Annotated in this window: 24 protein-coding genes; 16 read left to right on the top strand and 8 right to left on the bottom strand. The window is 41.7% G+C overall.

Features of this window, described 5'->3' with window-relative positions:
* Window positions 1-112: 112 nt before the first annotated feature.
* The 3 genes from EGC80_RS01935 to hemE form a co-directional block, all read right to left on the bottom strand.
* Complete coding sequence (locus EGC80_RS01935; protein WP_124014336.1) at window positions 113-1,705, bottom strand: oleate hydratase; 1,593 nt, start codon at window positions 1,703-1,705, stop codon at window positions 113-115.
* 520 nt (window positions 1,706-2,225) lie between these two features.
* Complete coding sequence (locus EGC80_RS01940) at window positions 2,226-3,545, bottom strand: IS4 family transposase (protein ID WP_124012472.1); 1,320 nt, start codon at window positions 3,543-3,545, stop codon at window positions 2,226-2,228.
* Between the two features lie 118 nt (window positions 3,546-3,663).
* Entirely contained in the window at window positions 3,664-4,728 is a 1,065-nt protein-coding gene (gene hemE, locus EGC80_RS01945; RefSeq protein ID WP_124014066.1) for a uroporphyrinogen decarboxylase, read from the bottom strand.
* A gap of 461 nt (window positions 4,729-5,189) precedes the next feature.
* Between hemE and rsd the strand changes: the two genes are divergently transcribed.
* The gene (gene rsd, locus EGC80_RS01950; protein WP_101032951.1) at window positions 5,190-5,657 is read left to right on the top strand and encodes a sigma D regulator; all 468 of its coding nucleotides are present in this window, start codon (window positions 5,190-5,192) and stop codon (window positions 5,655-5,657) included.
* 70 nt (window positions 5,658-5,727) lie between these two features.
* Here the strand turns inward: rsd and EGC80_RS01955 are convergent, their stop codons facing one another.
* The 3 genes from EGC80_RS01955 to EGC80_RS01965 form a co-directional block, all read right to left on the bottom strand.
* Entirely contained in the window at window positions 5,728-6,777 is a 1,050-nt protein-coding gene (locus EGC80_RS01955; RefSeq protein WP_124014065.1) for an MJ1255/VC2487 family glycosyltransferase, read from the bottom strand.
* 85 nt (window positions 6,778-6,862) lie between these two features.
* Window positions 6,863-7,378 carry a phosphatase PAP2 family protein gene (locus tag EGC80_RS01960; protein ID WP_101032953.1) on the bottom strand — a complete coding sequence of 172 codons (516 nt, stop codon included), beginning with the start codon at window positions 7,376-7,378 and terminating at the stop codon, window positions 6,863-6,865.
* A gap of 301 nt (window positions 7,379-7,679) precedes the next feature.
* Complete coding sequence (locus EGC80_RS01965) at window positions 7,680-7,928, bottom strand: YgjV family protein (protein WP_101032954.1); 249 nt, start codon at window positions 7,926-7,928, stop codon at window positions 7,680-7,682.
* 386 nt (window positions 7,929-8,314) lie between these two features.
* Between EGC80_RS01965 and rraA the strand changes: the two genes are divergently transcribed.
* The 13 genes from rraA to EGC80_RS02030 all read left to right on the top strand — a co-directional run bounded on the left by rraA (window position 8,315) and on the right by EGC80_RS02030 (window position 20,060).
* Window positions 8,315-8,800, top strand: coding sequence for a ribonuclease E activity regulator RraA (rraA, locus tag EGC80_RS01970; protein WP_124014064.1), 486 nt, complete (start codon window positions 8,315-8,317; stop codon window positions 8,798-8,800).
* A 98-nt stretch (window positions 8,801-8,898) separates the two neighbouring features.
* Entirely contained in the window at window positions 8,899-9,927 is a 1,029-nt protein-coding gene (locus tag EGC80_RS01975; RefSeq protein WP_124014063.1) for a formimidoylglutamase, read from the top strand.
* Window positions 9,928-10,183: 256 nt separating this feature from the next.
* Entirely contained in the window at window positions 10,184-10,939 is a 756-nt protein-coding gene (gene ubiE / locus EGC80_RS01980) for a bifunctional demethylmenaquinone methyltransferase/2-methoxy-6-polyprenyl-1,4-benzoquinol methylase UbiE (protein WP_101032957.1), read from the top strand.
* On the top strand, window positions 10,939-11,559 hold the full coding sequence (locus EGC80_RS01985; RefSeq protein WP_101032958.1) for a ubiquinone biosynthesis accessory factor UbiJ: 621 nt from the start codon (window positions 10,939-10,941) through the stop codon (window positions 11,557-11,559). The genes ubiE and EGC80_RS01985 overlap by 1 nt, the downstream gene beginning before the upstream one ends.
* Window positions 11,556-13,205 carry a ubiquinone biosynthesis regulatory protein kinase UbiB gene (ubiB, locus tag EGC80_RS01990; RefSeq protein WP_124014062.1) on the top strand — a complete coding sequence of 550 codons (1,650 nt, stop codon included), beginning with the start codon at window positions 11,556-11,558 and terminating at the stop codon, window positions 13,203-13,205. The genes EGC80_RS01985 and ubiB overlap by 4 nt, the downstream gene beginning before the upstream one ends.
* Before the next feature lie 110 nt (window positions 13,206-13,315).
* Window positions 13,316-13,591 (top strand): twin-arginine translocase TatA/TatE family subunit, encoded by a 276-nt coding sequence (tatA, locus tag EGC80_RS01995; protein WP_101032960.1) that lies wholly within the window; start codon window positions 13,316-13,318, stop codon window positions 13,589-13,591.
* Window positions 13,592-13,597: 6 nt separating this feature from the next.
* Window positions 13,598-14,011 (top strand): Sec-independent protein translocase protein TatB, encoded by a 414-nt coding sequence (gene tatB / locus EGC80_RS02000; protein WP_124014061.1) that lies wholly within the window; start codon window positions 13,598-13,600, stop codon window positions 14,009-14,011.
* A 3-nt stretch (window positions 14,012-14,014) separates the two neighbouring features.
* Window positions 14,015-14,773 (top strand): twin-arginine translocase subunit TatC, encoded by a 759-nt coding sequence (gene tatC / locus EGC80_RS02005; RefSeq protein WP_101032962.1) that lies wholly within the window; start codon window positions 14,015-14,017, stop codon window positions 14,771-14,773.
* A 51-nt stretch (window positions 14,774-14,824) separates the two neighbouring features.
* The gene (locus EGC80_RS02010; protein WP_101032963.1) at window positions 14,825-15,358 is read left to right on the top strand and encodes a hypothetical protein; all 534 of its coding nucleotides are present in this window, start codon (window positions 14,825-14,827) and stop codon (window positions 15,356-15,358) included.
* A gap of 18 nt (window positions 15,359-15,376) precedes the next feature.
* Window positions 15,377-16,195 (top strand): TatD family hydrolase, encoded by an 819-nt coding sequence (locus EGC80_RS02015; RefSeq protein WP_124014060.1) that lies wholly within the window; start codon window positions 15,377-15,379, stop codon window positions 16,193-16,195.
* Window positions 16,192-18,117 (top strand): sensor domain-containing diguanylate cyclase, encoded by a 1,926-nt coding sequence (locus EGC80_RS02020; protein ID WP_101032965.1) that lies wholly within the window; start codon window positions 16,192-16,194, stop codon window positions 18,115-18,117. Before EGC80_RS02015 ends, EGC80_RS02020 begins: the two co-directional genes overlap by 4 nt.
* A gap of 14 nt (window positions 18,118-18,131) precedes the next feature.
* Window positions 18,132-19,142, top strand: a complete 1,011-nt coding sequence (hemB, locus tag EGC80_RS02025) for a porphobilinogen synthase (RefSeq protein WP_101032966.1) — start codon at window positions 18,132-18,134, stop codon at window positions 19,140-19,142.
* A gap of 366 nt (window positions 19,143-19,508) precedes the next feature.
* Complete coding sequence (locus EGC80_RS02030) at window positions 19,509-20,060, top strand: thioredoxin family protein (RefSeq protein WP_101032967.1); 552 nt, start codon at window positions 19,509-19,511, stop codon at window positions 20,058-20,060.
* Between the two features lie 81 nt (window positions 20,061-20,141).
* On the opposite strand, the gene EGC80_RS02035 is transcribed toward EGC80_RS02030, so the two are convergent.
* Complete coding sequence (locus EGC80_RS02035) at window positions 20,142-21,083, bottom strand: Ppx/GppA phosphatase family protein (RefSeq protein WP_124014059.1); 942 nt, start codon at window positions 21,081-21,083, stop codon at window positions 20,142-20,144.
* Window positions 21,084-21,086: 3 nt separating this feature from the next.
* Window positions 21,087-22,391 (bottom strand): ATP-dependent RNA helicase RhlB, encoded by a 1,305-nt coding sequence (rhlB, locus tag EGC80_RS02040; RefSeq protein ID WP_101032969.1) that lies wholly within the window; start codon window positions 22,389-22,391, stop codon window positions 21,087-21,089.
* A gap of 153 nt (window positions 22,392-22,544) precedes the next feature.
* On the opposite strand from rhlB, the gene trxA reads away from it, so the two are divergent.
* Window positions 22,545-22,871, top strand: coding sequence for a thioredoxin TrxA (trxA, locus tag EGC80_RS02045; protein ID WP_101032970.1), 327 nt, complete (start codon window positions 22,545-22,547; stop codon window positions 22,869-22,871).
* A 223-nt stretch (window positions 22,872-23,094) separates the two neighbouring features.
* On the top strand, window positions 23,095-24,357 hold the full coding sequence (gene rho / locus EGC80_RS02050; RefSeq protein WP_101032971.1) for a transcription termination factor Rho: 1,263 nt from the start codon (window positions 23,095-23,097) through the stop codon (window positions 24,355-24,357).
* Window positions 24,358-24,572: the final 215 nt, after the last annotated feature.

A 24,572-nucleotide genomic window follows, 5' to 3' on the forward strand; every position in this document is an offset into this window, starting at 1 on the left:
TTCTTTACTGATAAGCCTTTACTAATATTTTTATTGATAAACCCTTGTTAATAATAAAGATTCATACTGCAACGTTAACCATGCCATCCATTTATCTCGATAACGGATTTAATCATCGACTAATGGCTTTAAGTGCCTCAAGTAAATATTTAGGGTTGTGGGTCGACTCGTACATTGGATGCACTTCCATGACGGTATCAAACAAGCCATAAACTGCCATTTGAGCAGTTCTGACAGAATATTCAACGGTAAAAACACAATCTTTAGGGGCTTCTGCAAATTGGCCTAAAAAGGCAAAGTTTGTAGCCCCTTTGGGTATCACATCTGGTCTGTCACCCACATTTCTCGGCATAAACAAACTATCGACAAACGGCATAGCAACAGGGATACAATTTACCTTTCTGGCGTTTGTTACTGGCTTCATCAACTCTTGAATATTCAAATGATAATAAAGCTCTTCTAACATTTCTGCGCCAGTACACTCCGCCATTGTTTTATTAATATAATTGCCTTTTCTATCAGGATAGAGCCCATAGCCCCAAAATATCTTCACATCATCAGGTTGATTTGGAAAGTGAGGCTGGCGTGCTATTACAATTGACATCAGCCAGTTAGAATCAGTCATGGTAACCAGTCCACCGGTTCCATCTACATTACCCGAGAAGTTCTCCATGTAATCGAGAAAGGTGCTGTCTTTCATTGTTGCCGTAAATGAGTACCATTTTTGCAAATCAATGTTGTCGCAAAATGGGCTTGGATTACCAAAAGATGGATCTTTTTTGGCTATTTTTTTCCACAACATCCAAGAACCAGACTCTTCCAAGCCCTTCAATTTTGCGGGAGCATCCCAGCTGCCATTATCGGTACTTTCTGTTATTGACCCATTGGTGAAAAACACAAAATCATTTTCTCCAAGAACAATTTGAGTATTGTCTTTAAAATGAAGCAACGTAGCCGTTTTTTTGTCTGCAGATAAGTCGAAATCAATATCTACGACCTCTTTGCCCATTTCAAATTTGATCCCTTTTGCTTCGAGGTATGTTTTCATCGGCCTAACCACTGAGTCATATTGGTTATATTTAGTCCGCATTACCCCACCCAAACGTGGCAAGCCATCCACAAGGTGCATGAAGCGTTTCATATAACGCCTCATTTCAGCAAGACTGCTCCATTTTTGGAATGCAAACATGGAAGACCAGATAAACCAAAATGTAGTATCGAAGAAGCTTTGATCAAACCAATCTTCTATTCGTTTATCTCCTAAGGAGTTTTCTGAAACATAGGTTAGCTTGATAAAATCCATTTGTTGCTCAAAGGACAATCCATATGATGACACATCCAATTTTTTGCCTTGTTTTAATAAACGGGCTTGTCCATTTGACACAAACCGTTGATTAAACTCATACGACTCATCTCTTACTGAAACATTTGGGTCTTCCAGCGAAGGGATATACGAAAGCAGTTCCCAATAGCACTCATAATGCATTTCGTGCATTCTGCCACCACGAACGACATATCCGCGTTCAGGATCGCCAGCACCATCTGTAGCGCCACCAGCAATGGAGTCTTTTTCTAAAATATGAATATTCTCGCCAGCAATACCAGCATCTTTTTCTAGGTATACTGCACTCGCGAGTCCCGCTATTCCACTACCAATAATGTACACTTTTGCATCTTTTTGGTTTTGCCAATTGTGCTCGTTCATGTCTTTACCCCTTTCGAATATTTCTTTGAAAACAGCCTCTATATTCACGTTAAGTAATTTTTAGTGGTGGGACATTGCGGGATATCAGAGTCAATTTAAGTCGTTGGTAGGCAGCGATTTAAGCTACACGTATCAAATATACCAACAGCACTTCAAATCCTGCTATCAACTATCAGCGATTCTCTGGTTAATAAACATAATGTTTCCCTACTTAGTTAACTTTATGCCCTTATGATTAAAAAAACAGCAAAAATATTCGCTTCGAGCAATAAAAGTTCACCCTAGGTTGAACCGTGGATATAAGGCAATAGAAAGCTACGATATCAACTAGGTAGAAGATGAATGAACAGAGGAAGGACAGCGAATAATATTCGATTTTGAATGATATCTAAGTGCGTACGGTGGAACGTTACCATTTAATATACCCTCCGATCTTGCTCAATACCCAAAACACATTAGCGACGGCAAAAATCAGAAACAAAAAAGCGGATCCGAAGATCTAATGCTATTCGGATAAGCACTATTGTTTATATCTAAGTGGATAGCGACTGGGTATGTAGAGCACTGAGCGTGGATACGTTCGGTGCTTTCTTTTATCTGGCAGGATAAAGTGTTTTATATCGGCTCGCATTTGCTTCAGTTTCGCTGGCAGCTTTCCATCTGGTGATAAAGCAAGCCACCTTAATTGTGTATCTATCAAGCTTATTGCAGCGGTAAAACTGATACGGGTTGGCGCGACCTTAGCTTCCTTTGCTATCGCTGTCATTTCTAAACGAACCAGATTATAAGCGATAAGCACTCCCCACAATTCTTGCTTAACACCTTCAACAAATTTGCTCCGTAACGTCACCTTGCTTTGCAGCTGGGTTTGCTTAAGTTCGCCATATCCTTCTTCTATTTCCCAGCGTTGCCAGTAGATATTTAGCAGCTTGTCCAGCGGATACTGAACAGGGTCAATCAATGAGGTGACAAATCCTTTTATTTCACCTTTTGGCTCTTGATAAGCGATAAAACGGGCGCGCCATGTTTCAGGGAGCTCCGGATTTTTCTTTCTCGCCTGTGGGGAGACGGGCATATCAATGAGCAAGTCATTATTCGCAAACTCTTCGACTACCTCGTAGCGCATCTTTGACTTTACGGGTGTCAGCCAATGTCGCTGTACTCCAGAGCTTTGCCAGTTTACTAATAAGTCAGCAGAGAAATAACAACGGTCAAATAGGGTTAAGGAATTATCAGGGGTATCTTGAACTAAACGCTGTGCGAGCGTGACCTCTCCTACGTGGCAGCCATCAAAGGCAGCACCTAATACCATTCTGGTTTCAGTCGATATAAGGCTGACTAATCGAAGTTGAGGATAGGGTTTGTGTGTGTTTGAAATAAAACCAAACTCATTGGCATTTTCTTCAGAATCTTGGCAACGAAACACGGTTCCATCAACGGCAAGGGTGGTAAGCCCTAGCGCGTTATTCTCCCCCAACGCTTGCTCAAGCCAAGCTGAGACAGTGGATTTAAATAAGTACGACATAGGCGCTTCACCTAAGCGTCGTCGGCAATCCGTCAATACACTCGGCGCTACGCGAGACCAAGTTGAGTCTCCAGATTGAAGTGCAATATCCATCGAGCTACAGACTTCTTTGATGGACTGGTTACGAATTAACCCCATCCAGAGTACTAGCCAGACTGCCTGCTGGGCAGGCAGACGGCGATTACGGATACTCGCCTTGTTAGCTGAAAGGAGTGATTGTTCGATCCAATCTGAATCAATCGCCTCCATTACAGAACCGTAAGACCCGCTTTCTTCAACAGACTCATGAACTAACTCAAGCTCTTGCACAAACATAAAAAATCCCCACCAGAATACTGGTAGGGATTATCTTTCATCTGCAGGATCGGTCAAGTGCTCTTAAACGATCGGCATTGGATCCGAAGATCCGCTTTTGTTAGCCAATACCACTGAATTACTTGTGGTATTTACCAGACAACTCATGCACAGAATTGATAAATGCACCGGCATGATCTGGATCGACATGCTGGTGAATACCATGGCCTAAGTTAAATACATGGCCATTACCTTCGCCGTAGCTGGCTAGAATTTGGTCCACTTCTTGGTGAATACGTTCAGGTGTGGCATATAACATCGATGGATCCATGTTGCCTTGTAGTGCCACTTTATGGCCAACACGACGACGGGCATCACCAATATCAACAGTCCAATCTAAACCTAATGCATCACAACCTGTTTCAGCCATAGACTCTAACCATAATCCGCCACCTTTAGTAAATAAGGTAACAGGTACTTTACGGCCGTCAGCAAAGCGAGTTAAGCCATCAATGATTTTTTGCATGTAACGCAATGAGAACTCGCGATAAGCATGGTGAGATAATGCGCCACCCCAAGAATCGAAAATCATTAACGATTGTGCACCGTTTGCAACTTGCGCATTAAGGTATAACACCACTGAGTCTGCCAACTTGTCTAATAACATGTGCAATGCAGCGGGCTCGGCATAGGCCATACGCTTAATTTTTTCGAATGTTTTGCTTGAACCGCCTTCAACCATGTAAGTGGCCAGTGTCCAAGGCGATCCCGAAAAACCAATTAACGGCACTGAGCCATTTAGTTCGCGACGAATAGTGCTTACGGCACGCATCACGTAGCCTAATTCATCTTCAGGATCAGGAATACATAACTTTTTAATCGCATCTATGGTGTCAGTCGGACGCTCAAAACGTGGACCTTCACCGGCTTCAAAATACAAACCTAGGCCCATAGCATCTGGCACAGTCAGGATATCTGAGAATAAAATCGCAGCATCTAAATCATAACGACGTAATGGTTGTAAAGTGACTTCGCAAGCCAATTCAGCATTACGGCATAAAGACATAAAGTCACCTGCTTGAGCACGAACTTCTTTATACTCAGGTAAATAACGTCCCGCTTGACGCATCATCCATACTGGAGTGACATCAACAGGTTGCTTCAGTAACGCACGTAAATAACGATCATTCTTTAATTCTGCCATGTGGGCTTTCTTCCTAGACTGTTATGATTTCTATGATTTCTGCTGGGCGCTAGTTTAGCACTTACCTGATTAATGTAACCACCCATGCAGAATTTATGTGAGCTATTCCTAAATCTAGTGTCGATTTTATTAACATAACCGCCTTATCCGCTCACAAAACACACAATACTGATGTGTAAATCGCAATTTATAGGATTAAAAGTTGCGCCAAGGAATGGGGTTTGGTATAAAAAGTATGCGCTAGCAAGAACAATCAAGAAGCACGACAAATCGAGCCTTTGAAAACTTAGTTACCCCGTGATGGCATGCCTATCATGGGGTTTTTTATTATCCACGTTATGCCGTTTCTTTTTTCATCCTAAAGGGTCGGTCCACTGCAAATATAAATAAAACAGTTGATCATAATACACGTTGTCCAATACATTAGTGGTTACATAAAGACTGCCAATTAGAGAGAAGACATGCTAACAAAACTAGAAAAAGCAGAAAGACGCTGGGGCGGTGCTCATAATTTAATCGATCAATGGATAAGTAATCGCCGCAAATTATTGATCCAATATTTTATTGTTGCAGGATTAGCACCCTATTCTCGCAGCGAAAAATCACTTCCAAAAATGGATCAAGTGAAACAGTTTTGTGCCCAATTAGTTGATTATGTTTCTGAAGGCCACTTTGAGGTATACAACAACGTTGTTAAAGCTTGTGAAAGGTTTGGTGAGTCGAGCATAGAAACAGCCAATGGCTTATTACCGCGCATTAGTGAAAGCACAGATACTGCGTTGGATTTTTATGATAAATATACCGATGCATCTGACGAACAAGTGCTGTATCAGCTCGACAACGATTTATCTCATTTAGCACAAGCCATGGAGTCGCGTTTCGAATTAGAAGATGAGCTTCTAGAACTCCTTTACCAACGTCTTCCTTAATTGAGGCAGCCCATTAAAAGTGCGATTTGTTACGCACTTTTTAATGCGGATCCCTTGATTACACCTAAGGTTATTGCCGTTTATGCCAGTTTTCAGGCAGCTCAACTTGTGACCATAAATGTTGACATAAATCTTGCGGCTGATGCCAATCGCCCATTTTTAACCAGGCCACCAATGCATCGCCCACCTGTGGATACGCAATCGGCTTAGGTGATGGGCTTTTTAACCAACGCTTAAGCACGGTTGGATCTAAAGTTTGCATACTCTCTGCCACCGCAAGTAATTGTAACGCAGCAAGGTTAGCCGATTGTTCAAATTGCCCCAGTAAAGGTTTCACCAATAATTTTTTACCTAAGGTCATCGCCTCACTGGCTAACTCAAAGCCAGCATTGCCGATCACCCCACCACATTGGGCCATGTGTTGTTTAAAACCCTCACGATCAAAGCCATGCCAATGAATATGCTCGGCTAATTCTTGCAAAGGTTGCATGCTGTGGTAAACAAAAAAGTGATATTGATCAAATGGAGCTAAAAATGCCGCAATACGATCGGCATCTTCAAACGGTAAATACACTAAAATTTGATGGCTATGATCACCACCATTGGGCGACACCTCAACAAAAGGAGGTAAAATAGGAAAACCAAAGTGATGCCAATGACAACCTAAAGCAATATCGACAGGCGCAAAATGATTCAGTAAAAACTCGTTAAACCAATTGTTACCCTGTTTAGGCACAGGATATTGTAATGCAGCCTGATGACTAATGGCTATCGAAGGCACATGTTGTTGTTTCGCAGCCCAGGCGCTCACGGGTTCAAAATCATTTAACACTAAATCGTAACCCGTTAAATCTAAGTGCTTAATCTCAGAAAAAATGGCCGTCGTTAAATTGCATCTGGCAGTTTTCATTGTATTAACGCGACCATTTTCGGTCACGAATGTCATGCCATTACGGGTCTGATAATCGCCAAAACATTGCATATCAAAGTAATATTGCGGTGTACGGCCTGAAAATAGAAAATCGACATCGATATTATGTTGCTTAAGCGCTTTAGACATCACGCGCGCGCGGCTGATATGACCATTCCCGGTGCCTTGAACTCCATACAAAATTTTCATTTCGGCTTACAATCCTCAACGGCTGAATTATCAAGATGGAAACATGCTGCACTCATTACTGCATGAGCGATGAAAACATGAGTTATCAAAACATGAGTTGCTCAACAAGTAATACGGATCCCATACCCAGCCCTGCGCCAGCAATAATATCCAAAGGATAATGTACCCCTAGGGCGATTCGCGATGAGCCGACAAAACAAGCCCAAGCAAACGCTATTGGTGCTAAGGCAGGAAACACCAGCTCCACCACGCTAGCCAATACAAAGGCACCAGCAGTGTGCCCTGAAGGTAAGCTAAATTTATCCGACGGCTCAAAACCTGACTCAAAGCCCACTAAAGCGTGACAAGGACGATGACGCCGAATACTGTTTTTTAGCAGTAAATACAACGGAAACTCAACCACAAAACTGCCCAACACTAAATTAAAGAAGTACTGACCGTTAGGATGAAAAAACAATAGCGCAACAGATAAGTAAACATAATAGTGGCCATCACCTGTTGCAGATACGCGCTTAGCGGCCTGATTTAGGCCGTTATCTCGGCTAAATTGCACGATCCAATAAAACCAATATTTATCTAACTGGCTGATATTCATCTTCATGCTTAACTCCATGCCAAACGTCAGGAATATCAATTACTCTATCTTTACCCGGTCATAATTGCCCGACTAACGTTATTAATTTGTTAACAGTTTAGATAATAGACAGGGATAATGAACACGAGGTGACAGTTAGTCTAAAGTTTTATGACAGCTAAGTGAGTCGAGAAGTGATGATATAAACCAAGTGTATTGCGAAGACGCGGATGGGTGATATAAAAAATGCCCCCTCTTATTCATATTAAGAGGAGACATAAACAGCATTTGTTTATCGTAAACGATACAGAAACACTTTCTGTGCCATTTATGCAGTTTGCGACTTTGCGCTTTTATTACGATAAATCTTAATTAAGTGAAAAATGTTAATACATGCTACAAAAGCATTCATGCCCGCAACTGGCCAAGCTTCGATTGCATATCCGTAGGCGACAAAAAAAGAACAACCGACAAAATTTAACCATCTGAGTAAAACGATGTCTTTCATCATTAGTGAAATGGCCACCATAACGGATGCAGCATAACCTAAGATTTCAATAATATTGATATTTTCCATAAGAACCTCTATTTCAGGCCCTCTGCCTTCCGTAAGCGTAACGAGGATTCCGTGCCCCTAAAGCTAGCATTATTTTGTAAACTTACATTAATTAATTTATCAATATGCTAACAAACTGGCGAGCATAAATGTAATTAAAAAACGTATTATGATGACTTATATCAACATATATCGGCTAATCTGTTCAATTTGAAAGAAAATTACTTCCAAATCTGATCCCCGTTCTCTATTTAGGTCAATGTGTCATCTGCGCATAAGTAACACCATAAGTTGATTTATAACAATCCAGTGATTAATAAGACTTTTATTTTCATAAAAAGCTCATATAATTCATTTAACTTTGCTTTACCCAGCAATTTACCTTTGCTGTCTTACAGGAGTGAAATATGGAATACAACACCTCAGAACTCTGCGACACGTATATAGATGTAGTCGATGTCGTCGAACCAATGTTCAGTAACTATGGTGGTTGCAGCTCCTTCGGTGGCTCAATCAGTACGATTAAGTGTTTTGAAGACAATGGCCTTATTGCTGATGCTCTACAAGATGACGGTGAAGGTAAAGTATTATTAGTTGATGGTGGTGGCTCATTACGACGCGCGCTCCTTGACGCTAGAATTGCTGAAATAGCGGTTGCCAATAACTGGGAAGGTATTCTCATTTACGGTTCAGTGCGTAATGTTGACGCCCTTGAAGAACTTGATATTGGTATTCAAGCGCTTGCTTCGATCCCTGTCGGTGCTGAAAGTAACGGTGTGGGTGAAATCGAAATTCCAGTTAATTTTGGTGGAGTGACCTTCTTACCTGGTGACCATATTTACGCTGATAATACCGGTGTTATTCTATCTCCAGAACCATTAGATATTGAATAACAACGTCATAGCCAACTTCGCTTTGTAAAAGCTGGCAGACTATTTCTTTAAAAACCAGCTATGCTGGTTTTTTTATGGCTGTAATTTGGAAAACAATCATGTTTAGCGCATTTACTCAACAGCACTGCGATACATTATTAAACTTACGCCCTAATGAAACAAAAATAGGCCAACAGGTTTATCTGGCATCCGCAGAACTGTCATTAGGGCAAAATGCGCTCGATGCTAAGTCTTCTGGCGCACAGTTTGCCATTATTGCCATTGCAGAAGATGTAGGACCACGGGCCAATCTAGGCCGAGGTGGAGCAGATGATGCCTTTGTCACCAGCATGAAGCAGTTGCTTAATTTACAGTCCAATCGATTTCTTAATGGCAACGAATGTGCCATTTTGGGCCAAATCAGTCTCGACACGCCATTGCCTGCAACAGCGACTATCGAACAATTACGTCAAGCAACAGCGCAATTAGATAGCATCGTCATTGCTGCGATCAGTCAAATCATGCAAGCAGGGTTAGAACCCATCGTCATTGGCGGCGGGCATAATAACGCTTACGGTTTATTAATGGCCACAAAAGCCACCACAGGGTTACCTGTCGCAGCGGTCAATCTGGATCCGCACAGTGACTTTAGACCACGAGAAGGTCGCCACAGCGGTAATGGATTTAGTTATGCAGCCGCCAATGGCGCCCTCGATCATTATCATATTCTCGGATTACATGAATTAAAAAACAGCGAAGTCACCCTTGAACAACTAAGTCTTTTTGGCGCCACATGGCATAGCTTTCAACAAATTTGGGTTCGTCGTGAACTGCCGCTCGAGACGGTATTAAAGCAAATAGCGATATCGTTAAATCAAACACAACTGCCAGTGGCACTAGAACTCGATGTCGATGTCATCACCAATATGCCCAGCAGCGCGGCCACATTTGCCGGTATTCCACTACTCGATGCATGCCATTATGTGCATTATATTGCTAGGCATTGTCCATGCTATTACGCTCATTTTGCAGAAACCGCCCCAGCATGCCATCACGCGGGGGTAGAAGCGGGTTATCGTGATGCAGGTCAAGCTCTTAGTGAGCTAATTTATGCTTATATTCAGGGAAGATTAACTTATTTGAATTAGGATCTGTGGACGCTATTCATTAAATGCTAATTATATGCTCTAATGCAGGGCAATTTTTTAGCCTTAACTGCTGATGTATACTGGGGCTAATCGACACGAAGATCATTGCTGCGTTCAAGTTGATGTGAAATGTACATCGGGTGTAAAGTGAGACCGCTAATTGATAGTTGTCACACTATCACACTAGAGCATTTCAGCAATCATTAGCAATGGCATACACTTACTATTAATTATCGCTCATTATAGGAATATACCGATGTCTGAAGGCGAACCAAAAAATACTCATTTTGGATATAAAACTGTCGAAGCCGATAAAAAAGCAGAGTTAGTCGCTGACGTGTTTCATTCCGTCGCGGCAAAATACGACATTATGAATGACGTGATGTCTTTTGGTATTCACCGTTTTTGGAAACGTCACACCATTGAAGTCGCTGCTGCTCGACCAGGTATGAAAGTACTTGATTTAGCCGGTGGAACGGGTGACCTTACTGCTAAGTTTTCCCATTTAGTAGGCGATCGAGGTCAAGTCGTTCTTGCCGATATTAATGATTCTATGCTCAAAGTCGGTCGAACCAAATTACGTGACAAAGGCATCGTCAACAACGTCAGTTATGTGCAAGCAAATGCTGAAGCATTACCGTTTCCAGATAACCATTTTGATATTATTACTATCGCTTTTGGTTTACGTAATGTAACCGATAAAGATGCCGCATTACGCTCCATGCAACGAGTATTAAAGCCTGGCGGAAAACTATTAGTGCTTGAATTCTCTACGCCTAAACATGAATTAATGCGTAAAGTTTATGACATGTATAGCTTTAAGGTATTGCCAAAAATGGGCGCTCTAATCACTAAAGATGCCGACAGCTACGAATACCTTGCCGAATCCATCCGTATGCACCCTGATCAAGAAACACTTAAACAAATGATGATAGATGCTGGGTTTGAACAAGTTGACTACACCAATATGACAGACGGTGTTGTCGCATTACATAGAGGTTATAAGTTTTAATGATGCCTAATCACTTTGCTTTGTTAACTTGTGCAGCCATTGAAACCGCTTTTAACCAGCTGCCAGCACAGGCTAAAAATGACTATGCTCGCCAGAAATCATTGCACGGCAAAGTTTTTTGTATCCAGTTGAGCCAGCTAGATTGGCCGCTTTATTTAGTATTTGCTAAGCAAATTCAAGTCCTCAACCATTATGAAGGTGACGTAGCCGTGACGGTGCGGGCTGATGTATCCACCTTATATCAGCTCACTGAAGGCGCTAACTTAACTGAGCTCATCAAACAAGATAAACTCAGTTTAGAAGGTGATATTCAATTACTTCAATCGTTAAGCCACTATTTACAGAACATTCATATTGATTTTGCCGAACCATTATCACGCTACATAGGTGATGCTCCGACCCATAGAATTGTCACTAGCGCCAAACAATTTAGCCATGATATAAAGCAGGTTATACAAAAAACACGGTCGCACATCAGCCAGTTAACAACCGAAGAATATCGTCTGGCACCGCATAAAATTGAATGGCTGCATTTTCGTGATAATCTGGATGAACTGGTAAGCCAAACCGAACGTATCGAAGCAAAGATAGCCAAATTAAGAGATCAAATCATTCAATGACAACTGCAAGTATCAGGCGTGGTTACCATGTCATTAAGACCATTCTGCATTTTGGCTTAGATGATTTAATTCCTCGACACAAAAAGCCATGGTATTTCTCAATGCTGCGCAACGGTTTATTTTGGATCCGTAATAAACATAAAAATAAATCACCTGCCGAACGCTTAAAGCTGGCGATGCAAGATTTAGGTCCGGTATACATCAAACTAGGGCAAATGCTGTCGACTCGCCGTGATTTGCTTGACGACGAATGGGCTTACCAATTGGCCATGTTGCAAGACCGAGTGCCACCATTTGATTCAGCGTTAGCACGTCAAGCCATCGAAGCGGAGCTTGGAGCACCAATAAGCACTTATTTTGATGATTTTGACGACACACCATTGGCGTCAGCCTCTATTTCACAAGTCCATACCGCGACGTTAAAATCCAACGGCAAAGACGTAGTGCTTAAAGTCTTACGTCCAAATGTTGAGCAGCAAATTCTAGCTGACTTACAGTTAATGATCCAAACAGCTAACATACTGGAGACATTACTAGGTGATGGTAATCGCTTACGTCCTGCTGAAGTGATTGAAGATTACCGCACCACCATTTTAGGCGAGCTTAATCTTAAACTCGAAGCTCTTAACGCCATAAAACTGCGCAATAATTTCATTGATTCAAACTCCTTATACGTGCCTTTTGTTTACGAAGAACATAGCTACAAACGATTAATGGTCATGGAACGTATTTACGGTATTCCTGTCTCTGACACAGAAGCGCTACGCGCCCAAGGCACCAACTTTAAACTGCTAGCCGAGCGCGGTGTTGAATTGTTTTTCACTCAAGTGTTTCGGGATAATTTTTTCCATGCCGATATGCACCCTGGTAATATATTTATCAGCCGCGAACATCCTGACGACCCATTTTATATTGGTCTAGATTGCGGCATTATGGGCACCTTAACCGAGGTTGATAAACGCTACCTTGCGGAAAACTTTTTAGCCTTTTTTAATCGCGATTATCACCGTATTGCCCAGTTGTATATTGAATCCGGATGGGTCTCTGAACACACAGACATCATCGCCTTCGAACAAGCTGTTAAAGTGGTATGCGAACCTATGTTCAACAAGCCACTAGATGAAATATCATTTGGCCATGTATTGCTGGAACTTTTTAAAACCGCGCGCCACTTTGACATTGTAGTGCAACCACAACTGGTGTTGCTGGAAAAAACCTTACTTTATATTGAAGGCTTAGGCCGTCAGTTATATCCACAATTAGATTTATGGCAAACCGCAAAACCGTTCCTCGAAAACTGGATGTCTGAACAGGTTGGTCCTAAAGCTCTGTTCAACAAAGTAAAATCAAATGCACCGTTTTGGGCGGACAAACTCCCCGAGTTTCCTGAATTGATTTACGACAACTTAAAGTTAGGTCGTAAATTACTCGGAACTCAGCAACAAATGCTAGATAAATACCTGAAATACCAGCATAAATCACACAAAAGCAACTACCTGTTAATCACGTCCGCAGTTTTGTTGATCTGCGGCACAATATTATTTACTCAAAACGCTACACTGTGGCTAGCATACACCTGCATTGCTTCTGGCTGCCTATTTTGGGCGATAGGATGGCGATCTATGCCAAAGAATCGTAAATTTTAGCTAGCACTATATAATTAGAGGTTCATAATACTTAAAGAATTGGGTGGTATTGTGAACCTTGAAATAACTTTTATACAAAAACTATTTTTTATTTAAAGAGGATAATCTTCATGGGCGGCATCAGTATTTGGCAGCTTCTAATTGTAGCGTTAATTGTCATTTTATTATTTGGTACTAAGAAATTGCGTTCTTTGGGCGGTGATTTAGGTGGAGCAGTAAAAGGCTTTAAAAACGCCATGACTCCAGAAGATGAAAATAAATCATTAGACGATGATAAGAAATCATTAGAAGATGAAAATAAATCATTAGAAGGCAATGATCAGACTGCAGCGACTTCGCAACAGGCTGCAGAAAAGCAACCTGAATCTAAAGATAAACAGGCGTAATTTATTATGTTTGACGGTATCGGCTTTATGGAGCTGCTGCTGATCGGTATTTTGGGGCTAGTAGTACTTGGCCCCGAAAGACTCCCGGTTGCAGTACGTTCAATAACAGGTTGGATCCGCGCGCTTAAGCGCATGGCTAACTCTGTCAAAGATGAACTTGAACAAGAGCTTAAAATTGATCAGTTACATGCTGATTTAAAAAAAGCTGAAAGCAAAGGTTTAGCCAATTTGTCTCCCGAGTTACAAGAGTCAATTGATCAGTTGAAGAAAGCCGCTGAGTCTGTGAATCGACCGTACAAAGTTGAAGACACATCCCCTGTGGCGCCAAAATCATCACCTGACAAGTCTCCTTCTGTCGCAGAAGCTAAGTCATCCGAAATGACCAGCGAAAGCAGTTCAACTCCTAAATCTAACGGGTAATTCATGTCGCAACAGAAACCGCTTATTAGCCATTTGCTTGAATTACGCAACAAATTGCTCAAAGCCATTGGCAGTGTGTTAATCGTCTTTATTACTATGGTTTATTGGGCTAATGATATTTATCACTATATCGCCCTACCATTGATGCGATCTCTACCTGAAACGGGCAGTATGATTGCAACTGATGTTGCAGCTCCCTTTTTTGCACCGTTCAAGCTAACACTCGTGTTGGCATTCTTCATTGCAATTCCCTATGTACTTTACCAAGTGTGGTCTTTTGTTGCACCTGGGTTATACAAACATGAAAAACGTTTGGTTTTTCCCTTATTAGCCAGCAGTACCCTGCTGTTTTATCTTGGAATTGCCTTCGCATACTATATTGTTTTCCCTGTTGTTTTTGGGTTTTTTACCAGCGTAGTCCCTGACGGTGTTGAAGTCGCTACTGATATCAGCAGTTATTTAAGTTTTATTCTAAAACTGTTTTTTGCTTTTGGTTTAGCCTTTGAAATCCCCGTAGCCGTGGTTTTACTCTGCTGGGCGGGTGTCACCACACCAGATGAGTTACGCCAGAAACGTCCGTATATTGTTGTAGGAGCTTTTGTTGTTGGCATGATACTGACGCCACCCGATATCATCTCGCAAACTATGCTAGCAATACCAATGTTGTTATTGTTTGAAGGTGGCCTAATAGCCGCACGTTTTTACAGCAAAAAAGAAGACGAGCAAGAAGACGAGCAAGAAAATGAAAAAGCTGATGATTAAGCGCTAAAGGAAGCCTCTACGGGCTAAGAAGCAAATAATAAGGAAGAATAAATGCGTTTAAGTTTAATTGTTGCTGGGATCATATTGATGTCGGCTAATGCATATGCCAATACTAATCTTGGTCAGCAATTGTCTAACTGTGCCGCTAAAACGGACAAGCTCGAGCGGCTAATTTGTTATGACGAGTTAGCCGCTAATGCTAAACCTAGCGCTCATATAATGACGACGACAAATACAACTAAGGTTGCTCCATCAGAGGTACCAAAACCGCCAGCTACACCTAATGTTGTAGCACCATTAGTTGCAAGCCCTCAAGTACTCAGTGTTGATGATTTTGGCTTAAAAACGAAAGTGGTAGAAGATGAAGTCGATAAAGTTTATTTTGAAGTATCTGCAGTTAAAAAAGCGCCATATGGCGAATTAATCATCACCTTTACTAATGGTCAAGTTTGGAAACAAAGTAGTCCTGAGCGTTATAAAGTCGATAAAGGTCAACGCATCTTTATTGAAACCGGTGCCTTGAATTCATTTCTACTAGGCACTGATGATCGTAATGCGACGACCCGAGTTAGACGATTAAAGTAACTACAGCACTTTGATCTCATGACTCAATACATCGATATTGCAGTTAATCTGCTTAGTGACAGACTTAAGCACGACATTGACACTATTATCAATGACGCGGCGAAACACCATGTTTCGCCGTTAATTGTTATTGGCAGCGATCTCGATGAAAGTGCCGAAGCAATAACCACCTGCCAACAATATCCACAACAGCTCTACTGCACCACAGGTATTCATCCACACCATGCATCGTCTTGGAACGAACACAGCAAAACGCGTTTAACACAACTCGCTCGGCAAGACACTGTGGTTGCTATTGGTGAATGTGGGCTTGATTATAATCGCGATTTTTCACCGCGTCCGGCCCAAAGAAAAGTATTTGCAGCGCAATTAGAGCTGGCTTGTGAACTCAATATGCCAGTGCTGATGCATTGTCGTGAAGCACATGCGGACTTCATTGCCATTGTAAATGAGTACAGAGCTCTACTCCCTAATGCCTTATTACACTGTTTTACTGGCAGTAAAGATGAGTTAATCGAATGCTTAGCGGCTGATTTGCATATCGGTATTACAGGGTGGGTTTGCGATGAGCGCCGAGGACAAGAACTAGCACGACTAGTACCATTGATCCCCGACCACCGTATAATGGTAGAGACAGATAGTCCCTATTTACTACCGCGCAGTATGCGACCAAAACCTAAATCGAGTAAAAACTTACCTCAATACTTACCTTATATTGTTGAGTATATGGCAAATTTACGCCAGCAATCGCCTACATCATTAGCGCAAGCATGCTATAAAAATAGTCGTGATTTTTTCCAATTACCCGCAAATAAACACCTGAGCAGCCATTTATGAACACCATAATAGCTGAGGTTTTGCGCAAACTTAATCGATATAAGCCAAGGGTATTAATTGGGATGTGTTTAATCTTGATTAGCCACAGCAATTGGGCTGATACATTAACCACTATGCCACTGAGGCTCACGTCGGATTCGATTAGCAAAATTGAACTGCAAGACTGGGTTTACGCCAACAAAAGTGATGATATTGAAACGTTAGCCAGATTATTACAACAACCTGGAAATACCTGGCAAAAACTCAACCCTAAACAACCATACAAGATAGGCATTGAAAATTATTGGCTGAGTTTTAGTATATTTAACCCCAATGACCATTTGTCACGCATTATTGCTTTAGACAACCCTTTGCTCGACAGTATCAAAATATACCATATGATTGATGGTGATCTCGTCAGCACAGAAATAATGGGTGACACACTTGCGTTTAAACACCGTCCATTACAAAGTAATATTTTTTTATATCCTGTCCAGTTTAAGCCAGGTGAAACCCACACTTTTTACATCAAAATAGACAGTAAAGGCAGTATTAGGCTACCTCTGGTATTGTGGTCATCCAATGACCTGACTCAAATTACTGAAACTAAAAACTTATTTAATGGCATGCAAATAGGATTATTACTCGCTATTTGTCTGTTCAGTTTATTTATCGCACTTGCATCTACATCATATAGTTACAGTTATTACAGCGGTTATGTACTGGGGTTAACATTATTGACGGCGTCTCTGTATGGCGTCTCCTTTCGGTATTTGTGGCCTCAATGGCCCTTTATGCAACAATATATTTTTATCATTGTGATCCCACTTACACTGGGATGTTCATTGATGTTTACTGAAAAAGTATTGCAGCTCAAATATCATAATTTAAAAATGCTATACCTTTGTCGTATCATGGCTGTACTTTGTTTCAGTTTAACGGTCATTATGCCGTTTATTAATTACAGCTCTGCGTTATACATATTGGCTTTTGTGGTGTTAACTATCTGTACCATTTTAATGGCTTTCTCATTAATTCAAGCCTTTGGTGGCCAACGAAATGCACCTTTATATGCCATAGGTCGTATGGGATTAATGATTGGTTGCATTATTACCGGATTAATTTATATCGGCTTATTCACCCCCGATATGTCGCCACAAACGCCCATCATGATAGGACTCACCTTTGAAGTGCTCACCATGGCTGCAGTGCTCGCCTTGCGCTACAATGACGAACGTAAGGCCAAATTTAAAATCCAACAACAGGCATTAGCACAAGCTCAACGACTTCGTGAAACTCGCGAAGAAGCCCTGCGAAGTGAAGCCGAAAATAATGAAAAACTTGAGCAGATGGTACAAGAGCGCACCTTGGAATTAGAGATGACCTTACGTGAGCTCAATGAGGCCAACCAAAAGTTGACGGAACAAAATACCATTGATGGCCTGACAGGTGTAAAAAACCGCAGTGCTTTTGACCGACGCTTAATCGCCGAAGGTCGTATTAGTCGTCGTCAGCAGTCACCAATGTCCTTGTTAATGATTGATATCGATAAATTTAAGGATATTAATGATCAATATGGTCATCTTACCGGTGACTTCACAATACAAGCGATTGCGAATACACTGAGTGAATATTTAAAGCGTCCAACGGATCTCGTATCACGTTTTGGCGGTGAAGAGTTTGCTATTATTTTACCTTGCACTGATAAAGAAGGCGCCTTACTCGTTGCAGAGAAAATTCGCCGTTCCATTAGCGAACTCGCCGTTGTCCATAATGGGCACACGATATCAATGACGGTCAGTATTGGTGTGAGCGAGGCGATTATAGACAGTGATCAACATCCATTATTATTACTAGAACAAGCAGATAAAGCCCTGTACCAAGCTAAACGCAGCGGCCGAAATAAAGTCTGCTCTTACCAGCTCGAAACAGACCAGATCTAAACCAGGAGTCGAAAGTGAATATTATTACCAGTGCCTTCCCACAGCGCAGAATGCGCCGCATGCGTAAACATGAATTTAGCCGTCGTTTAATGTCTGAAAATACCTTAACGGTTAACGATCTTATTTATCCGATGTTTGTCTTAGAAGGTTTTCAACGCTCAGAAAAAATCGCCTCAATGCCAGGTATTGAGCGTTTCTCGGTTGATTTATTGATAAAAGAAGCCGCCGAACTTGTTGAACTAGGCATTCCGCTTATCGCACTATTTCCCGTTACACCTGTCGATAAGAAAAGCTTACTTGCTGAAGAGTCTTATAATCCCGATGGCTTGGTACAGCGTGCTGTACGCGAATTAAAGCAAGCATTCCCGCAGCTTGGTATCATGACTGATGTAGCCTTAGATCCATATACCACTCACGGCCAAGACGGTATCATCGATGATACTGGCTATATCCTAAATGACATCACCACTGAGGTTTTAGTTAAACAGGCCCTATCACATGCTGCTGCGGGTGCAGATATTGTCGCGCCATCAGACATGATGGACGGTCGTATTGGTGCAATTCGCCAAGCCCTTGAAGAAAATGGCTTTGTTAATACCCAGATTATGGCTTACTCGGCTAAATATTCATCAAACTATTATGGTCCTTTCCGTGATGCAGTCGGCTCAACTAGCAATTTAAAAGGCGGCAATAAACACAGCTACCAAATGGATCCCGCTAATAGCGACGAAGCATTGCATGAAGTCGCATTAGACATCCAAGAAGGAGCTGACATGGTGATGGTTAAGCCTGGTATGCCTTATTTAGACATAGTACACCGGGTCAAAACAGAATTAGCCGTACCCACATTTGCTTATCAAGTCAGCGGTGAATACGCCATGCACATGGCCGCTATTCAAAACGGTTGGTTAGCCGAAAAAGCCATCGTGATGGAATCATTACTTTGCTTTAAACGCGCTGGGGCAGACGGTATTCTGACCTACTTTGCTAAACGTGCAGCACAGTGGCTGAAAGAGCAAAAGTAATTCAACCGTTTAAGTTCTGCTAAAGCCAATCTCTATCGGATTGGCTTTTTCATCTTGTACCACTATCGGCTCATTAACGTGATCTAGTTTGCATCATCAAACATGTCCCCTTAACACTCAGGTTTAAGCATGCTTGAATACTTAACCTCAAATTGGGTTACGGGGTGGAGTAAGCAAGCTAAAATCACAATATTTGACCTATTTCATATCAAACTTGTCATTCGTTTTGCTAACAAGGCAAAATGACCCGACAACAGGTCAATGGATTGCGCAAAAGAGATGCAAATAGCTGTTTTAAAAGTAATTATTACTCCATACTGAGTATGCCTTACAGTACAGTCTTCACTTCTTAAATGAGACATTATCATGAACAATAGCGTTAGAACTTTATTGGCAACAACCGCACTCTTTTTCAGTACTCAAATGTTACCTATGGTCGTATCTGCAAATGCAGGTTGCGCGTTTGAAAAAGATCAACAAGGCTTTATTGCCACATGCAGCGAGGAGAAACAAGAAGTGATTTTAACCGGCGTGATCCAATCACAAACGATAGCGAGTGAATTGCCAGGCTATGCTGAAGGCTTTGCTAACTATCAAGTTGATGCAAGTGCAATTGATGTACTTAAGGCAATCAAAGAACCGACAAAAATTGTGGTTATCATTGGCACTTGGTGTCCTGATTGCCATCGAGAAACACCGCACTTTATGCGAATTATTGAAACCGTAGCCAATCCCAACATTGAAGTTGAATACATTGGCGTCGATCGCAATAAGCAGGATCCTGAAGGGCTTGCGGCAAAATATGCATTCAGCCGAATTCCAACCTTTATTGTGCATCAACAAGGCAAAGAAATGGGCCGTATTGTTGAACGACCTACGGTCAGTTTAGAAGCCGATTTAGTCAAAATATTACAGTAATGGTTAATCGTTTAAGCATAAAAAAGGTCGCATAAGTGCGACCTTTTTTTATTCAATTACGGCCATTATATTATCTTGCATTCAACCTCTGGCTGATGCAGCAATACGATCGGCTAGCAGTTGCAACACGCCTTCGCGAAGTGCACCACCAGCAAGATGTAAGCGACTAATCGATAAACTTTCAAACAACGCAATTAATATCGCCACTCCCGCGGAAAAAGTGGGCGCTTGTTCGGCATTTAAGCCTTTAATCCCTCGAAGTCTGGCATCCGATTGCGATAATACTTCATCTCGAAAAGCATACAAAACATCTAGAGTCATCACCTCGGAGAGCTGTCGATGCTGTAACACCGACACCACTGACTGAACGGCTCCAGAAGCCCCCACAACACTTTGCCAACCTAAGTCGAGCAATTGAGGACGATGTGGTGCCAACATGGTATTAACGTAATCTATAGCCTGTTCAAAGTCGCGGATGTTAACTGGCACTTGACTAAAAAATCGTTGATTAAATAGCACGCAGCCCATTGGCAAACTGGTTTTAAACAGCACCTGGCTCCCATCACCGATAATAAACTCGGTACTCGCGCCGCCAATATCAATAACTAAACGGCGTCCCTTACCTTTAGTCGTGGCAACCATACCTTGATAAATAAGCTCAGCTTCTCGCAACCCCGAAATGACCTCAATTTGATGCTGAAAAATAGGCATCGCTCTTTGGTGAAATTCATCGGCATTACGGATAACCCGCAAGGTAGCTGTAGCAAATACAGCCACATTATCACTATTAATATGATGTTGCGCCAGCATGTCAGCAAACATAGCCAAACACGCTAAGCCACGCTGCATAGCATGCTCAGACAAAATGCCATCATCACCAATACCTTCGGCAAGGCGAACTTTACGTTTATATTTAGCGATAACAATCGGTTTATTACCTACCGAATTAGCCACCAACATATTAAAACTGTTAGAGCCTAGCGTTATCGCCGCATAGGGTTGAGATACAGTTAGCAATGGCATTGACTATGGTCTACGAGTCCTATGACGTGGTGGACGCGAAGTATTACCACCACTTCGATGCGCACCTTTACTTCCGCCATCACGCGTACGAGATGTAGGAGGCTTACGATGAATACGTGCCGGAGGCGGAATATCATCTAATAGTGCATCACGATCATAATTAGAAACGGGAATCGAATGGTTAATGAAGGTTTCAATTTCAGGTAAATTCATTGCGTATTCTTCACAAGCAAAACTAATTGAAACGCCTTTTTGTCCCACCCGACCTGTTCGACCAATACGATGAACATAATCTTCACAATCATCTGGTAAATCATAGTTATACACGTGTGAAACGTCAGAAATATGTAACCCGCGCGCGGCGACATCTGTTGCCACTAAAACGTCGATAGCACCAGAGGTGAATTGCTCAAGAATACGAATACGCTTCTTTTGTGGTACATCGCCAGTTAATAAACCGACTCGATGACCGTCACCTTCTAAATAAGACCACAATTTGTCACAGCTGTGTTTTGTGTTCGAAAACACAATTGCTTTATCAGGCCAATCTTCTTCGATTAAGCTCAATAATAATCGCATCTTATCTTCCATCGACGGATAGAAAATCTCCTCTTTAATATTTTTAGAGGTTTTTTCTAACGGTTCGATTTCAACTTTCTCAGGATCATTCATATGATCATAAGCTAATTCCTGCACTTTCATCGACAGCGTGGCAGAAAACAGCATATTCAAGCGTGACTTAGCATCAGGCATTCTGCGGAATAAAAAGCGAATGTCTTTAATAAAGCCCAGATCGAACATACGGTCAGCTTCATCAAGCACCACGGCTTGAATGTGGCTTAAACTGATGACACCTTGACGCACGTAATCGATAATACGTCCAGTGGTACCAATTAAAATATCAACACCCTTATCCAATACAGCGCGTTGAGTTTCATAGCTTTCGCCACCGTAAACAATACCGACTCTTAAGCCTGTATGTGCCGCTAATAAGTTGGCATCTTTAGCAATCTGTATTGCTAACTCGCGTGTTGGCGCCATAATAATAGCGCGAGGTTCGGTTGCTTTGCGCCCCTCAGGTGCAGCAACGGTTAATAAATGGTTAAATGTGGCCACTAAAAAGGCCATGGTTTTACCGGTACCTGTTTGGGCTTGTCCGGCAATATCCTTTGCATTAAGTAAAATAGGTAAAGATAACGCCTGTATTGGCGTACAAAACTCAAAGCCGTTCTCGTTTAACGCCGCTAGTACTTCGGGCTTTAAAGGGAAGTCGGCGAATTTCTGGGTCGATAAATGTGTTTGGCTCATAGCACAAGCATACCTGTAGGGGTTGCAAAAAAAGATTCGATCGTTTGAAATAGCTACATTACTAAAACGGTCTCTTGAAAAGCTATTTAACTGACCCAATATACATCGTAAGCCATTAATAAACTAGCAATGGAACCAAATCCGGAGAACAACATGAGCGATAAAATTATATACCTAAGCGATGACAGCTTTGAAAACGACGTATTAAAGTCTGAAACACCCGTATTAGTCGACTTCTGGGCGGAATGGTGTGGTCCTTGTAAAATGATTGCCCCAATCCTAAACGACGTTGCTGAAGAGTATGCAGGCAAACTGACCGTGGCAAAACTAAACGTAGACCAAAACAGCGTTTCACCAGCGAAATACGGCGTCCGCGGTATTCCAACATTGTTAATGTTCAAAGGTGGCGAACTAGTGGCAACCAAGGTTGGCGCACTTTCAAAGACACAACTGAAAGAGTTTATCGACACTAAAATCTAAGTAGAAATAGCCTAAAAATGTTAATCGGCACAAGTTTTAAACAGTTTGTGCCGCTTTAAAATAATATTTAGCCTAAATTTGTGGACGCCCAACGTATATAGTGCTAATTTATTCATCAGATCTTTTCAACTTAACCTCTTCTCGCTTATCAATCATAAAATATCTTTTCAATCCTACTGATTGATTGCGGTTAGCTTCGTCGCGCAACACAAGACTCCCATACATGAATTTAACAGAATTAAAAGACACGCCAATTTCGGATCTAGTTTCTCTTGCTGAAAGCATGAATCTGGAAAATATGGCTCGTACCCGTAAACAAGATATCATCTTCTCTATTTTGAAAGCTCACGCCAAAAGCGGAGAAGACATTTTCGGTGGCGGTGTATTAGAAATCCTCCAAGACGGATTTGGATTTTTAAGAAGTTCAGATGGCTCATACCTTGCGGGTCCTGACGATATTTATGTTTCACCAAGCCAAATTCGCCGTTTTAACATGCGTACTGGTGACAGTATTTTTGGTAAAATCAGACCGCCGAAAGAAGGCGAAAGATACTTTGCACTTTTAAAAGTCAGTGAAGTCAACTTTGATAAACCAGAAAGCTCTCGCCACAAAATCCTGTTTGAAAACTTAACCCCACTTCATGCTGAAGAACGTCTTCGTATGGAACGTGGTAATGGTTCAACAGAAGACATCACCTCGCGTATCCTTGATCTTTGTTCACCGATAGGCAAAGGCCAACGTGGTTTGATTGTTGCGCCGCCAAAAGCCGGTAAAACATTATTACTGCAAAGCATTGCTCAAAGTATTACTTACAACAACCCGGATGTGGTGTTGATGGTATTACTGATTGACGAACGTCCTGAAGAAGTGACCGAAATGCAGCGCATGGTTAAAGGTGAAGTTATTGCTTCAACCTTTGATGAGCCAGCAAGTCGTCACGTTCAAGTTGCTGAAATGGTTATTGAAAAAGCCAAGCGCTTAGTTGAGCACAAAAAAGACGTAGTCATTTTATTAGACTCTATCACCCGTCTAGCTCGTGCATACAACACCGTTATCCCATCATCAGGTAAAGTCCTTACCGGTGGTGTTGATGCCAACGCACTTCACCGTCCAAAGCGTTTCTTCGGTGCTGCACGTAACATTGAACACGGTGGCAGTTTAACTATTATCGCTACCGCACTTGTTGATACCGGTTCGAAAATGGACGAAGTCATTTACGAAGAATTTAAAGGTACAGGTAATCAAGAGTTACACCTTTCTCGTAAGGCGGCAGAAAAGCGTGTGTTCCCAGCGATTGATTTCAATCGTTCAGGTACACGTCGTGAAGAAAAATTAACCACAGCTGAAGAACTTCAGAAAATGTGGATTTTACGCAAAATTCTTCATCCAATGGATGAGGTATCTGCAATGGAATTCTTAATCGATAAGTTGGCTATGACCAAAACGAACGAAGAATTCTTTACCGCAATGAAACGCGCGAAGTAATTATTTACTGAATCGCCAAATCATTACAAAAATGCCGCTACTTTAGCGGCATTTTTTTGTTTAAATAATAATAAGCTGTAGCTAGAAACTGCAGCGGACTACGTCCTACTAGTACGCTTGCAGCGATTAAATCAATCTGCATCTCGTTTTTTCAGTAAACGAAGCGATCGCTATCATCGCTTGATATCGATTTTCAGCTTTAGCTTTTAGCTCGT

Origin of the sequence: Shewanella psychromarinicola (assembly GCF_003855155.1) — a bacterium.
GTDB classification, from domain to species: Bacteria; Pseudomonadota; Gammaproteobacteria; order Enterobacterales; family Shewanellaceae; genus Shewanella; species Shewanella psychromarinicola.

Excerpts from the sequence above, each read along its gene's own strand:
- EGC80_RS01955 (WP_124014065.1), bottom strand. The coding sequence starts at position 6,777 with ATGAAAATTTTGTATGGAGTTCAAGGCACCGGGAATGGTCATATCAGC.
- EGC80_RS01935 (WP_124014336.1), bottom strand. The coding sequence starts at position 1,705 with ATGAACGAGCACAATTGGCAAAACCAAAAAGATGCAAAAGTGTACATT.
- EGC80_RS01985 (WP_101032958.1), top strand. The coding sequence starts at position 10,939 with ATGATGCCTAATCACTTTGCTTTGTTAACTTGTGCAGCCATTGAAACC.
- trxA (WP_101032970.1), top strand. The coding sequence starts at position 22,545 with ATGAGCGATAAAATTATATACCTAAGCGATGACAGCTTTGAAAACGAC.
- EGC80_RS02020 (WP_101032965.1), top strand. The coding sequence starts at position 16,192 with ATGAACACCATAATAGCTGAGGTTTTGCGCAAACTTAATCGATATAAG.
- ubiE (WP_101032957.1), top strand. The coding sequence starts at position 10,184 with ATGTCTGAAGGCGAACCAAAAAATACTCATTTTGGATATAAAACTGTC.
- EGC80_RS01965 (WP_101032954.1), bottom strand. The coding sequence starts at position 7,928 with ATGGAAAATATCAATATTATTGAAATCTTAGGTTATGCTGCATCCGTT.
- rsd (WP_101032951.1), top strand. The coding sequence starts at position 5,190 with ATGCTAACAAAACTAGAAAAAGCAGAAAGACGCTGGGGCGGTGCTCAT.
- ubiB (WP_124014062.1), top strand. The coding sequence starts at position 11,556 with ATGACAACTGCAAGTATCAGGCGTGGTTACCATGTCATTAAGACCATT.
- EGC80_RS01940 (WP_124012472.1), bottom strand. The coding sequence starts at position 3,545 with ATGTTTGTGCAAGAGCTTGAGTTAGTTCATGAGTCTGTTGAAGAAAGC.
- rraA (WP_124014064.1), top strand. The coding sequence starts at position 8,315 with ATGGAATACAACACCTCAGAACTCTGCGACACGTATATAGATGTAGTC.
- EGC80_RS02010 (WP_101032963.1), top strand. The coding sequence starts at position 14,825 with ATGCGTTTAAGTTTAATTGTTGCTGGGATCATATTGATGTCGGCTAAT.
- tatC (WP_101032962.1), top strand. The coding sequence starts at position 14,015 with ATGTCGCAACAGAAACCGCTTATTAGCCATTTGCTTGAATTACGCAAC.
- rho (WP_101032971.1), top strand. The coding sequence starts at position 23,095 with ATGAATTTAACAGAATTAAAAGACACGCCAATTTCGGATCTAGTTTCT.
- EGC80_RS01975 (WP_124014063.1), top strand. The coding sequence starts at position 8,899 with ATGTTTAGCGCATTTACTCAACAGCACTGCGATACATTATTAAACTTA.
- EGC80_RS02015 (WP_124014060.1), top strand. The coding sequence starts at position 15,377 with ATGACTCAATACATCGATATTGCAGTTAATCTGCTTAGTGACAGACTT.
- hemE (WP_124014066.1), bottom strand. The coding sequence starts at position 4,728 with ATGGCAGAATTAAAGAATGATCGTTATTTACGTGCGTTACTGAAGCAA.
- rhlB (WP_101032969.1), bottom strand. The coding sequence starts at position 22,391 with ATGAGCCAAACACATTTATCGACCCAGAAATTCGCCGACTTCCCTTTA.
- EGC80_RS02035 (WP_124014059.1), bottom strand. The coding sequence starts at position 21,083 with ATGCCATTGCTAACTGTATCTCAACCCTATGCGGCGATAACGCTAGGC.
- tatA (WP_101032960.1), top strand. The coding sequence starts at position 13,316 with ATGGGCGGCATCAGTATTTGGCAGCTTCTAATTGTAGCGTTAATTGTC.
- EGC80_RS01960 (WP_101032953.1), bottom strand. The coding sequence starts at position 7,378 with ATGAAGATGAATATCAGCCAGTTAGATAAATATTGGTTTTATTGGATC.
- tatB (WP_124014061.1), top strand. The coding sequence starts at position 13,598 with ATGTTTGACGGTATCGGCTTTATGGAGCTGCTGCTGATCGGTATTTTG.
- EGC80_RS02030 (WP_101032967.1), top strand. The coding sequence starts at position 19,509 with ATGAACAATAGCGTTAGAACTTTATTGGCAACAACCGCACTCTTTTTC.